Genomic DNA, 13,764 nt, shown 5'->3' with positions numbered 1-13,764 from the left:
AATGGCAAAATTAACAAAAAAGCAAAAAGAGGCGAGAGCTAAAGTGGATAGAAATAAGTTGTACTCGGTAGAGGAAGCTTCCGCTTTGGTAAAAGAGATCACAAACGTGAAATTTGATGCCTCCGTAGACATTGCCGTGAGATTGGGTGTAGATCCTCGAAAGGCCAACCAAATGGTCAGAGGGGTGGTAACACTTCCGCACGGAACAGGTAAAGATGTTAAAGTATTGGCGTTGGTTACACCAGACAAAGAAGCTGAAGCAAAAGAGGCTGGAGCTGATTTTGTAGGACTAGACGAGTACCTTGACAAGATCAAAGGTGGTTGGACAGATGTCGATGTAATCATCACAATGCCTAGCGTAATGGGTAAATTGGGACCATTAGGACGTGTATTAGGGCCTAGAGGTTTAATGCCAAACCCAAAGACCGGTACGGTAACTATGGATGTTGCCAAAGCGGTGAGCGAAGTAAAAGCTGGTAAGATCGATTTTAAAGTTGATAAGACGGGCATCGTTCATGCAGCTATTGGAAAAGCATCATTTAGTGCTGAGAAAATCGCTGGTAACGCAAACGAATTGATTCAAACATTAGTAAAGTTGAAACCAACTGCTGCTAAAGGAACTTATATCAAGAGCATTGCTATGTCAAGTACAATGAGTCCTAGTGTTCCCATAGATACAAAAGTAGGTTAATAAGACAGTTTAAATTTTAGATCATGACTAGAGAAGAAAAAGCACAAGTTATAGAAGATTTAACTGCTCAGTTAGCTGAAAACAATAACATCTACTTAGCAGATATTTCTGGATTGGATGCCGAATCTACTTCTAATTTGCGTCGTGCTTGTTTTAAAGCCGGAGTGAAGCTAGCAGTTATCAAAAATACATTGCTTGCGAAGGCAATGGAAGCATCTGACAAGGATTTTGGAGAACTTCCTGAAGTATTGAAAGGAAACTCTGCAATGATGATCGCCGAGACGGGGAATGCCCCAGCGAAAGTGATCAAGGATTTCCGAAAGAAATCAGAACGACCAGTTTTAAAGGGAGCTTTTATCGAAGAAGCGATTTACTTAGGTGACGACCAATTGGAGGCACTTGTAAATATCAAATCGAGAGAAGAGCTTATCGGAGATATCATTGCCTTGTTGCAGTCACCTGCCAAGAATGTGGTCTCTGCCCTTCAGTCTGGAGGAGGAAAATTATCTGGTATCCTTAAAACATTATCCGAGAAACAAGGATAATACAACAAAGAACGCACTTTATAACACTAATATTTTTAATTACAATTTTTTAAAACGATAGAAAATGGCAGATTTGAAAGATTTTGCAGAACAATTGGTTAACCTTACAGTAAAAGAAGTAAACGAGTTAGCTGATATCCTTAAAGAAGAATATGGTATCGAGCCTGCAGCTGCAGCTGTAGCTGTTGCTGGTCCTGCTGGCGGTGCTGGTGGTGATGCTGCTGAAGAGAAAACTGAGTTTGATGTTATCCTTAAAGCAGCCGGTGCATCTAAGCTAGCAGTCGTTAAGCTTGTAAAAGAGCTTACAGGTGCTGGGCTTAAAGATGCCAAAGAACTAGTAGATAGCGCACCTGCTCCAATTAAAGAAGGTGTTTCTAAAGATGAGGCTGAAGGGCTTAAAGCATCTCTAGAAGAAGCCGGAGCAGAGGTTGAGCTTAAGTAAGCTTACCAAGCTTTGAAAACTTGGTTTAGGTCTTTCCCACATAGTGGGATAGGCCTAAACCCTTTTGCGTATATAAACGTACGCTTACCAATAGCCTACGTTTTTCCTTTTATTTTAAACCTAATATCGTCCATTGATGATCACGACTCAGACTGAAAGAATCAATTTCGCTTCGGCAAAGAATACCCCTGAGTATCCAGACTTCCTAGATATTCAGATCAAATCTTTCCAAGATTTCTTCCAACTGGAAACAAAATCAGAAGAGCGAGGTAACGAAGGTCTTTACAATACCTTCATGGAGAATTTCCCAATAACGGATACTCGCAATCAATTTGTACTAGAATTCCTCGACTATTTCATAGATCCACCACGATACAGCATCCAAGAATGTATCGAAAGAGGATTAACTTATAGCGTGCCTCTAAAGGCAAGATTAAAGCTATATTGTACCGACCCAGAACACGAAGACTTTGAGACCATCGTACAAGATGTGTACCTAGGTACTATCCCGTACATGACTCCCAGCGGTACCTTCGTGATCAATGGGGCAGAACGAGTAGTAGTTTCTCAGTTGCACCGTTCGCCAGGGGTTTTCTTCGGTCAATCCTTCCATGCTAATGGAACCAAATTATATTCGGCAAGAGTAATTCCATTCAAAGGTTCTTGGATAGAATTTGCCACAGACATCAATAGCGTCATGTACGCTTACATCGATAGGAAAAAGAAGTTGCCCGTAACAACACTCTTCCGTGCTATCGGTTTTGAAAGAGATAAGGACATCTTGGAGATCTTTGACCTTGCAGAAGAGGTGAAAGTTTCAAAAACTGGACTTAAGAAAATATTAGGTCGTAAACTTGCTGCACGTGTTCTAAAAACATGGCACGAGGATTTTGTAGATGAAGATACAGGTGAGGTTGTTTCTATCGAGCGAAACGAGATCATCCTTGATCGTGATACCGTTCTAGAAAAGGAACACGTTGATGAGATCTTGGAGGCAGATGCTAAGACGATTCTTCTTCATAAAGAAGACAATCTTCAGGCGGACTATGCTATTATCCACAATACATTACAAAAAGACCCGACCAACTCCGAAAAGGAAGCGGTAGAACATATTTATCGTCAGCTGCGTAATGCCGAACCACCCGATGAAGAAACGGCACGTGGCATCATCGATAAACTGTTCTTCTCGGACCAGCGCTATAATTTAGGCGAAGTAGGTCGTTACAGAATGAATAAGAAGTTGGGACTTGATATCGCAATGGACAAGCAGGTCTTAACTAAGGAAGATATCATTACCATCATTAAATACTTGATCGAATTGATCAACTCTAAAGCAGAGATTGATGATATCGATCACCTTTCTAACCGTCGTGTAAGAACTGTTGGAGAACAACTTTCTGCGCAGTTCGGTGTTGGATTGGCACGTATGGCCCGTACCATCCGTGAACGAATGAATGTTAGAGATAACGAAGTCTTTACACCGATCGATCTTATCAACGCAAAGACCTTGTCTTCAGTGATCAACTCATTCTTTGGTACGAATCAGCTTTCTCAGTTCATGGACCAAACAAATCCATTGGCCGAGATCACACACAAACGTAGATTGTCTGCCCTAGGGCCAGGAGGTCTTTCAAGAGAGCGAGCAGGTTTTGAAGTACGTGATGTTCATTATACCCACTACGGCCGACTATGTCCTATAGAAACGCCCGAAGGTCCAAACATTGGTCTAATATCCTCATTGGGTGTTTTTGCCAAGGTCAACCAAATGGGATTCTTGGAAACTCCATACCGAAAGGTGGAGAATGGAAAGGTAGATATAAGCAAATTTAGTTTCCTGAGTGCTGAAGAAGAAGAAGGAATGAAAATAGCACAAGCTAACATTCCAATTAAGGATGATGGAACCATTACGGCAGAGAGAGTCATTGCAAGAGAAGAGGGTGATTTCCCAGTGGTCGCACCATCGGAAGTTCAATATACCGATGTCGCACCAAATCAGATCGCTTCGATATCTGCATCTTTGATTCCTTTCTTAGAGCACGATGATGCAAACCGTGCCTTGATGGGGTCTAACATGATGCGCCAGGCAGTCCCATTGTTAAGACCAGATTCACCAATCGTGGGTACTGGCTTAGAACGTCAAGTGGCATCAGATTCTCGAGTTTTGATCAATGCTGAAGGAAATGGAGAGGTCGTTAGTGTAGATGCTCAAAAAATCACCATCAAATATGAAATGAGCGAGCGCGATGCGTTGGTGAGTTTCGATGGTGATACAAAAACATATGACCTTATCAAGTTTAGAAAGACCAATCAAGGGACTTCCATCAACTTGAAACCTATCGTTCGTAAAGGAGATAAAGTTGCCAAAGGTCAAGTTTTATGTGAAGGGTATGCTACCCAAGCTGGAGAACTTGCCCTAGGTAGAAATATGAAGGTTGCCTTCATGCCTTGGAAAGGATATAACTTTGAGGATGCTATCGTAATATCGGAGAAAGTGGTAAGAGATGATATCTTTACCTCTATTCATATAGACGAGTACGCCTTGGAAGTTCGTGATACGAAATTAGGTACCGAAGAACTTACCAACGACATCCCTAATGTCAGTGAGGAAGCGACCAAAGAACTCGATGAGAATGGAATGATCCGTATCGGAGCTGAGGTCAATCCTGGCGATATCCTTATAGGTAAGATCACTCCAAAAGGAGAATCAGACCCTACACCAGAGGAAAAACTTTTGAGAGCGATCTTTGGTGATAAAGCAGGAGACGTTAAGGACGCCTCCCTCAAAGCCTCACCATCCTTAAGAGGGGTCGTGATAGACAAGAAATTGTTTGCAAGAGCCATTAAGGATAAACGCAGAAGAGCAAAGGACAAAGAAGATGTTGCTGCTTTAGAGATGGAATACACCGCGAAGTTCCAAGAACTTCAGGATGTATTGATCGAGAAGCTCTTCACCTTGGTCAATGGTAAAACTTGTCAAGGTGTTCAAAACGACCTAGGAGAAGAAGTACTTCCAAAAGGGAAAAAGTTCACCTTAAAGATGCTAAACTCTGTTGACGACTTCACGCATTTGGTAGGTGGAACATGGACTACAGATGATGAGACCAATGCAGCGGTTAAGGATCTTTTACACAATTATAAGATCAAGGAGAATGACCTTCAAGGATCTTTGCGTAGAGATAAGTTTACCATTTCTGTCGGAGACGAACTTCCTGCCGGAATCATCAAACTTGCAAAAGTGTATATCGCCAAGAAACGTAAGCTAAAGGTAGGTGATAAGATGGCTGGACGTCACGGTAACAAAGGTATCGTCGCACGTATTGTTCGCGAAGAGGATATGCCATTCTTAGAGGATGGAACTCCAGTAGACATCGTTCTTAACCCACTTGGGGTACCTTCTCGTATGAACATCGGTCAGATTTATGAGACCGTTCTTGGTTGGGCAGGACTAAAACTTGGTAAGAAGTTCGCTACACCGATCTTCGATGGGGCTACATTGGACGAGATCAATGAGCTTACAGACGAAGCCGGTGTTCCAAGGTTTGGCCATACCTATTTGTACGATGGTGGAACCGGAGAACGTTTCGACCAGGCAGCTACAGTTGGTGTTATCTATATGCTGAAGCTAGGCCACATGGTAGATGATAAGATGCACGCGCGTTCTATTGGACCATACTCATTGATCACGCAGCAGCCTCTAGGTGGTAAGGCCCAGTTTGGAGGTCAGCGTTTTGGTGAGATGGAAGTTTGGGCATTGGAAGCCTACGGAGCCTCGAGCACGCTTAGAGAGATTTTGACCGTTAAATCTGATGATGTAATTGGTAGAGCAAAAACGTATGAGGCCATCGTAAAAGGTGAGCCGATGCCAGAACCAGGGCTACCTGAGTCTTTCAACGTACTAATGCACGAATTGAAAGGCCTTGGGCTAGATATCAGATTAGAGGAGTAATTGATAAAGAAATGTCGCGCTGAGCGCATTCGAAGCGCGACATCGCTGTTTTTTCATAAGATTTAAATTCATTATCACCATTGTATCATGGCTAGAAATAAGGATAAGAATACAATTAAAAGATTTAATAAAATTTCGATAGGTTTAGCCTCGCCAGAAGCAATTTTGGCAGAGTCTAGAGGGGAGGTGCTAAAGCCAGAGACCATTAACTATCGTACCCATAAACCAGAACGCGATGGACTTTTTTGCGAGCGTATCTTCGGTCCTGTGAAGGATTACGAATGCGCCTGTGGGAAATACAAGCGAATTCGCTACAAAGGAATCGTTTGTGACCGCTGTGGTGTAGAAGTGACCGAAAAGAAAGTACGTAGAGATCGCGTAGGCCATATCAATCTTGTGGTACCTGTGGCGCATATCTGGTACTTCCGCTCGTTGCCAAATAAGATCGGTTATCTGCTAGGATTGCCATCCAAGAAATTGGACATGATCATATACTACGAACGTTATGTTGTCATTCAGCCAGGTATCGCTAAGAATGAACAGGGAGAGCCTCTGGAAAAGATGGATTTCCTTACTGAAGAAGAATATTTGAATATCCTCGATACCCTTCCACAAGAAAATATGTATCTAGAGGATTCAGATCCAAATAAATTCATCGCTAAGATGGGTGCTGAATGTTTGATCGAATTGTTGTCGAGGATCGATCTAGATGCGCTTTCATATGAATTGAGGCATAAGGCCAATAACGAAACGTCAAAACAACGTAAGACTGAGGCTTTAAAACGTCTACAGGTCGTAGAGGCCTTGCGTGAGGCAAATGAGAATAGAGAGAACAAACCAGAGTGGATGATCATGAAGGTGGTGCCCGTAATTCCTCCAGAATTACGTCCATTGGTGCCGTTGGATGGAGGTCGTTTTGCGACTTCAGACTTAAATGATCTATACCGCCGTGTCATCATTCGTAACAATCGTCTTAAGCGATTGGTAGAGATCAAGGCTCCTGAAGTGATCTTGCGTAACGAGAAACGTATGCTGCAAGAATCGGTAGACTCGCTATTCGACAATACCAGAAAAGCATCAGCTGTAAAGACAGATTCCAACAGACCGCTCAAGTCACTTTCGGATTCCTTGAAAGGAAAACAAGGACGTTTCCGTCAGAACCTTCTCGGAAAACGAGTGGACTATTCTGCACGTTCCGTGATCGTCGTCGGTCCAGAATTGAAACTATATGAGTGTGGTCTTCCAAAAGACATGGCAGCAGAACTATACAAGCCATTCGTTATCAGAAAACTGATAGAGCGAGGCATTGTAAAAACGGTGAAGTCAGCTAAAAAGATCATCGATAGAAAAGAACCAGTTGTTTGGGATATTTTAGAGAATGTCCTAAAAGGGCATCCAGTACTGCTTAACCGTGCCCCTACATTACACCGTTTAGGGATACAGGCGTTTCAGCCAAAGTTGATCGAGGGTAAAGCGATTCAGTTGCACCCATTGGTATGTACGGCATTCAACGCAGACTTTGATGGTGACCAGATGGCAGTTCACCTACCATTGGGCCCAGAGGCGATCTTAGAGGCGCAGTTGCTAATGTTAGCATCTCATAATATCTTGAATCCAGCCAATGGTTCGCCGATCACAGTACCTTCTCAAGACATGGTACTTGGTCTGTATTATATGACCAAAGCTCGTAAGAATACCAAAGAAGTGCCGATCAAAGGAGAAGGCTTAACATTTTACTCTGCGGAAGAAGTAAATATCGCTTACAACGAGAAGCGTGTGGATATCAACGCAGTGATCAAAGTAAGAGCAAAAGATTTCAATGAAAAAGGCGAGTTGGTTCCTCAGATAATCGAAACTACTGTGGGTAGGGTGTTGTTCAATGAAGTAGTGCCTGAAGCAGCTGGTTATGTCAACGAGGTATTGACCAAGAAATCATTGAGAGACATTATCGGTAGAATCTTAAAGGCTACCGACGTGCCTACCACGGCCGAATTCCTTGATAGTATTAAGGACATGGGGTATGGCTTTGCATTCCGCGGAGGTCTTTCTTTTAGTTTAGGAGATATTATCATTCCTGAGCAAAAGCATAGCATGATCGACGATGCCAATAAGCAGGTTGAAGGAATTATGATGAACTATAATATGGGTCTCATCACCAACAACGAGCGCTATAATCAGGTAATCGATATCTGGACATCTACCAATGCTAGCCTTACCGAATTGGCCATGAAGAACATTAGAGAGGATCAACAAGGATTCAACTCTGTGTATATGATGCTAGATTCGGGAGCTCGTGGATCTAAAGAACAGATTCGTCAGTTAACAGGTATGCGTGGTCTGATGGCTAAACCAAAAAAATCGAACGCTGGTGGAGGAGAGATCATCGAAAACCCGATTCTGTCTAACTTTAAGGAAGGTCTTTCGATCTTAGAATATTTTATCTCTACACACGGTGCCCGTAAAGGACTTGCAGATACCGCTTTGAAAACGGCAGATGCGGGATACCTTACGCGTCGATTGGTCGATGTTTCCCAAGATGTGATCATCAATGTTCACGATTGTGATACCTTAAGAGGCGTAGAGGTTTCGGCACTTAAGAAGAACGAAGAAGTTGTAGAATCCCTTGGAGAAAGAATTCTTGGACGAGTATCGCTTCAAGATGTTTATGACCCACTGAAGGAAGAATTGTTAGTGGCTGCGGGAGAAGAGATTACCGAAGCCGTAGTTGCTGCCATAGAAGATTCACCAGTAGACAAGGTAGAGGTACGTTCTCCTTTGACTTGTGAGGCTAAAAAAGGTATTTGTGCCAAATGTTACGGACGTAACCTCTCTACCAATAAAATGGTCCAAAGAGGCGAGGCCGTCGGTGTTGTTGCAGCGCAGTCCATTGGAGAGCCAGGTACTCAGCTTACATTGCGTACTTTCCACGTAGGTGGTGTTGCCGGAGGTGTTTCTGAGATCAATAACCTGCAAGCAAAGTTCGACGGAGTTGCAGAGATCGAGGAACTCAAAACAGTGAAAGGTGAAGATGCCGATGGAAAAACACAAGAAATTGTGATTTCTCGAACCACTGAGATCAAATTGGTGGACAAGAAAAGCGGAATCGTACTTAGCACAAACAATATTCCTTATGGTTCCTCCATCTTTGTGAAGGATGGAGACGCTGTGAAGAAAGGTGAGATTATCTGCCAATGGGATCCATATAACGGTGTTATCGTCTCGGAATTCTCGGGTAAGATCGCTTATGAAAACATCGAACAAGGAGTTACATACCAGTTGGATATCGATGAACAAACTGGTTTTGAAGAAAAGGTAATTACCGAATCTAGAGATAAGAAAAAAATTCCGACACTATTGATTCAAGATAGTAAAGGAAATACACAGCGGTCTTATAACTTACCCGTTGGAGCCCATATTATGGTAGACAACGGTGAGAAGATCAAAGAAGGAAAGATCTTGGTTAAGATCCCACGTAAATCTGCTAAAGCAGGTGATATTACGGGTGGTCTTCCGCGTGTAACAGAATTGTTCGAAGCGCGTAATCCTTCCAATCCTGCTGTAGTTTCAGAAATAGATGGTGTTGTCTCTTTTGGAAAGATCAAGCGTGGTAATCGTGAGATCATCGTTGAATCTAAGATAGGGGAGATCAAGAAGTACTTGGTAAAACTTTCGAATCAGATTCTCGTACAAGAAAACGACTTTGTCAGAGCAGGAATGCCATTGTCAGACGGAGCAGTGACTCCAGAAGACATCCTAATGATCAAAGGTCCATCTGCTGTTCAGCAGTATCTGGTCAATGAGATTCAAGAGGTATATCGTTTACAAGGAGTGAAGATCAACGATAAGCATTTCGAGGTGGTGGTACGTCAGATGATGCGTAAGGTGAAGATCCAAGATCCAGGAGATACTATCTTCTTAGAAGGGCAACTCGCTCACAAAGATGATTTCATTATTGAAAATGATGAGATCTTCGGTAAGAAAGTTGTTGAAGAAGCTGGTGACTCAGAAAATCTGAAAGCTGGTCAGATCATCACACCAAGAGAGTTGAGAGATGAAAATTCCCTACTAAAACGAGCGGATAAGAATTTGGTCGTAGCAAGGGATGTAGTACCTGCTACTGCAACACCGATTCTGCAGGGTATTACGAGAGCGTCACTACAGACCAAATCATTTATCTCGGCAGCCTCTTTCCAAGAGACCACAAAAGTATTGAACGAAGCTGCGGTAAGCGGTAAAGTAGACAGCTTAGAAGGTCTTAAGGAAAATGTGATTGTAGGTCATAAGATTCCTGCAGGTACTGGTATGAGAGATTATGACAATATCATCGTAGGAAGTAAAGAAGAATATGATGAGATCATCGCTCATAAAGAGGAAATGAACTTCTAATATTTGTATTTGTCATTCCTGCGTCCGAATGCCGCTGAAGCTTTAGCGGAGGCGCAAGACAGGAATCAATGAATATCAAAGACCATCATTTGTCATTCCTGCGAAGGCAGGAATCCAAACTTTTTAACATAGATTGAATTTATTTAAAACAGAGCCTCACGGGATTGATCATCCTTGTGAGGCTTTTTTATCTCATCAAGGAAAGAAGAAGAAGGAAACTCTATAATTCCCCTCCTTTGGAGGGGCTAGGGGAGGACGGTATAACTCACAAGGCATTTATCAGATATCACACTCAATTTCGAGGCCTTCGTTCATCTAAATGACTACATTTAGGACATACAGTCATAAATTATTAAATCTCGATTATGATGCAAAACTTAGAAAGGCAACCCTAAATATGGGTAAACCAAATCATATTGATTACCTTCACATAAACATTTGTCCGTCCAAGAGCTCTAGCTAAGACGGACATAACACACAAACACATTGCCATGAGCGACCAAAACAAAAAAGACCCTCAAATAAATATAGAGCTAGATGAGAAAGTAGCGGAAGGGACCTATTCCAATCTGGCGATCATCAACCACTCAGTTTCCGAGTTTGTCATAGACTTCATTAGCATGATGCCTGGAACTCCCAAAGCCAAAGTGAAGTCCAGAATTATTCTCACCCCGCAGCATGCCAAGCGTTTTCTTAAAGCGCTCAATGATAACGTGCATCGCTTCGAAAAGGCACATGGAGAAATAAAGGATTATGAGCAACCGCCAATCCCTCTTAATTTTGGTCCTACAGGTGAAGCCTGATCTACTACAAGATTGGATTTTGATTGCTTCAGAACTCTCGGACATTCGACTGTAGTATTGTTCCAAACTTGACGAATATTAACTTAAATCGATACTTTATTTGCATTTTTGCTTGAAAATGAAGTTTGACCATATTTTTTTTATGGCTTTACATCATCAATTCATATCTTTATAAAAAAGTAGTTCCCCTTTCCTAATAAGCTATATATCAATTACATATAAAAAAAGCGATTAAAAACTATTATAAGTCTTAGTCGCAACTGTTTTATAACCAAGCTATTAGAAAGAAAAATATGAAATCACTTACCCTACTCCCCCTTTCGGAGGATTTTTTTGTTATGTTCTTCTTATTTATAATTCGTAAGATTACCTCTTCTACCATCGGCAATCTGCAACACTTGGTAGAAATTTTTAAAGCCAACCACTACCACGGGTCAAAAAATAAAGTTTTAGAAATCTTCAGGATAGAGATGTTCGATAGAATGCTTTTTAAAGACATCCTGTACGCACACAAAGGAACATTTTTTCTTAACCGAAGGCCCTTAATTTAAGCTAGGTATTCTATAGGAGTACCATTTCTGATCAAAAAATACTCAAGCATATATAACTTTACCCATCAACAAAATGAAAATCCCTATTCGATTCTTGCTAAAAGGAATATTCCTTTTTCTATTGGCAGCAACATTCTCGTTGAATATACAAATCAGTTGGGCGCAAACCATATCTGCAACAAATGGAGGCTCTCCTTGCTCCAATTGTGTTCCTCCAGGTTGGGTTGACACCGGCGGGACCCCTGATATTTCAAATAATACGACTGCAGCAGCTGCTGGAACTGGAGGCGGTGGAGCCCAATGGGTCGATAGCCCGGGGAGCACCACTAATATTGTTTTATCCAATCCTCCGAATAATCATTTTGATTGGCTATCACTTAGAGATTTGGGTTCTGGCGGTATAGAAGAATCCGTCACCACATCTGTTGCAGGTTTGACAGTTGGATTAGAATATGAGATCATCGCCTATTCACTTACCGCTGTTACAGAAACAGTTGCCAGTGGGGTTGGACCTATTCCTTATGCTGGAACGTATAATGATTCATATACATTTGAGATTGCAGGGAGTGGAATCACTACTGTATCACCAATATCACAAAATACATGGGAGACAGATAGACTTCGTTTCGTTGCGACGGCGACAAGTGAGACTTTAATCTTAAGACCTGGCAACAATGCTGCTGCCACTGGAACAACCCAAGCCGATTTCGATCTATTCGAAACGGTACAGGTTTCCATTACGGTAAATGCCGTAAATGCTGTGCCCATAGCTGACGATAATGAAGCGTTCACCGACGAAGATATGCCGGTAACCTTTGATGTGGTCAGCACAGATATGGACCCGGATGGAAATGTGGTAGTCTCAACGGTTGATTTGGACCCTTCTACTCCTGGGATACAAAACTCTATATCCACGGCCCAAGGCACATGGACGGTAGATGCAAGTGGCAATGTTACCTTTACTCCTAATGCAGGATTTACTGGTGAGGCAACATTGGATTATACCATACAAGATGATTATGTGCAGGATGGAACCCCAGTTCCTGCTACTTCCAATCCAGCAACATTAACTGTGACAATTATCCCTGATAGTGACGGAGACGGTGTTGATGATACAGTAGATCTGGATGATGATAATGATGGTATTTTAGACACAGACGAACTTAACTGTTCTCCAGGATTTGTGGCTTTAGGTCAAACATTTGCAAGTACCGCTAATCCATTTACAGTTAATAATATATATCCTTACGCAGGTGTTGATGTAGATGCAACATTCCAGTTACAAGGTACAACTACTTGGGCATCTGGTGTCAATAGTCAGACCTCTGGAGGTGTAACAGGAGCATACATTAATACACAACCTAACAATACAAACTTTCCAAATGGAAATGTAGCTGTTTATACCTACACATTCTCAGAACCTGTTTATGATGTAGATTTCAAATTTGGTGGATTAGATAATGCAGATAGAGTTGATTTTATTGCTGAAAATGGAGGTGTTCAAACTCCTGTGTTTCTATCAGATATAAATTTAGGGGCCAATGTCACAATCACCGGTCAAACAGCAATAAGTTCGGCTGGAGGAGCAAATGCCCCAGCCAATAGTATAGCGGTCTCCATTCCTGGTCCTGTTACAACCATCACACTTACTGTTGGCAAACAAAATGGAAACGCAGGGAATGTGACCATGCAATTCTACGAATTAGATTATTGTGTAGCCATTGATACCGATAATGATGGTACACCAGATTTACTTGAAGTGGACGCTGATAATGATGGGTGCCCGGATGCATTGGAAGGTGCTGGAGCATTTACGACTGGCGATTTAACCTCAAGTAATAACCTAGCGGATGATGATGAAGGTGCAGTGAATGGTGTAGGGGTGCCTACCAACGCTGGAAGCCCTCAAGCCACTACTACAGAAGTTACAACTGCAACACAAGTAAATGTAGATGCTACTGGATTGGTAGACCAAACAATACTAGCCCCTAACGGGACCTCTTTCGCTATTGTTGCTACCGCAGACGAAGCGACAAGCTATACCGCTGGAACACCAGACTATGGAACTCCTGGGAATGCCAATGCAGGAATTAATTATCAATGGTTTATAGGAGATCCGACATCTGGTGGAACAGCAATAACAAACGGAGGTGTATACACAGGGGCTACCACAGCAACCTTAAACATAAGCGATGTGTCAGGGCTCGATGGTACTCAATACTGTGTGTTGATATCTCATGATGATAATGTGTGTGTTAATGAGGTGAATTGCGCTATTCTAACCGTAACGACTCCAGCGCCTGGCATGGAGCTGATCAAGAGCGTGACGGGCGTGACGGCGGCGGGAGCCGCGGGCGCGTTGGACGACGTGATCGAGTACACCTTCACGGTGGAGAACAC

General features: G+C 42.4%; 7 protein-coding genes. All 7 read left to right on the top strand.

The window, feature by feature from the left end:
• The first annotated feature begins 1 nt into the window (after position 1).
• Positions 2–691 (top strand): 50S ribosomal protein L1, encoded by a 690-nt coding sequence (rplA, locus tag ACFQ1M_RS10095; RefSeq protein WP_386407784.1) that lies wholly within the window; start codon positions 2–4, stop codon positions 689–691.
• Positions 692–714: 23 nt separating this feature from the next.
• Entirely contained in the window at positions 715–1,236 is a 522-nt protein-coding gene (gene rplJ, locus ACFQ1M_RS10090; protein ID WP_386407781.1) for a 50S ribosomal protein L10, read from the top strand.
• Positions 1,237–1,300: 64 nt separating this feature from the next.
• The gene (gene rplL, locus ACFQ1M_RS10085) at positions 1,301–1,678 is read left to right on the top strand and encodes a 50S ribosomal protein L7/L12 (protein WP_386407778.1); all 378 of its coding nucleotides are present in this window, start codon (positions 1,301–1,303) and stop codon (positions 1,676–1,678) included.
• A gap of 136 nt (positions 1,679–1,814) precedes the next feature.
• Positions 1,815–5,624, top strand: coding sequence for a DNA-directed RNA polymerase subunit beta (gene rpoB / locus ACFQ1M_RS10080; protein WP_386407775.1), 3,810 nt, complete (start codon positions 1,815–1,817; stop codon positions 5,622–5,624).
• 87 nt (positions 5,625–5,711) lie between these two features.
• Complete coding sequence (rpoC, locus tag ACFQ1M_RS10075) at positions 5,712–10,010, top strand: DNA-directed RNA polymerase subunit beta' (RefSeq protein WP_386407772.1); 4,299 nt, start codon at positions 5,712–5,714, stop codon at positions 10,008–10,010.
• 491 nt (positions 10,011–10,501) lie between these two features.
• Entirely contained in the window at positions 10,502–10,813 is a 312-nt protein-coding gene (locus tag ACFQ1M_RS10070) for a DUF3467 domain-containing protein (protein WP_386407769.1), read from the top strand.
• A gap of 624 nt (positions 10,814–11,437) precedes the next feature.
• Positions 11,438–13,764 (top strand): Ig-like domain-containing protein (locus ACFQ1M_RS10065; protein WP_386407766.1); only part of this gene is annotated, 2,327 nt, incomplete at its 3' end.

It is taken from the genome of Sungkyunkwania multivorans, assembly GCF_042675645.1.
GTDB lineage: Bacteria > Bacteroidota > Bacteroidia > Flavobacteriales > Flavobacteriaceae > Sungkyunkwania > Sungkyunkwania multivorans.
This window is presented reverse-complemented; position numbering and strand designations above follow the sequence as displayed.

Bases quoted from the DNA above. Each gene is read 5' to 3' on its own strand.
- rplA (WP_386407784.1), top strand. From the start codon at position 2: ATGGCAAAATTAACAAAAAAGCAAAAAGAGGCGAGAGCTAAAGTGGAT.
- rplJ (WP_386407781.1), top strand. From the start codon at position 715: ATGACTAGAGAAGAAAAAGCACAAGTTATAGAAGATTTAACTGCTCAG.
- rplL (WP_386407778.1), top strand. From the start codon at position 1,301: ATGGCAGATTTGAAAGATTTTGCAGAACAATTGGTTAACCTTACAGTA.
- rpoB (WP_386407775.1), top strand. From the start codon at position 1,815: ATGATCACGACTCAGACTGAAAGAATCAATTTCGCTTCGGCAAAGAAT.
- rpoC (WP_386407772.1), top strand. From the start codon at position 5,712: ATGGCTAGAAATAAGGATAAGAATACAATTAAAAGATTTAATAAAATT.
- ACFQ1M_RS10070 (WP_386407769.1), top strand. From the start codon at position 10,502: ATGAGCGACCAAAACAAAAAAGACCCTCAAATAAATATAGAGCTAGAT.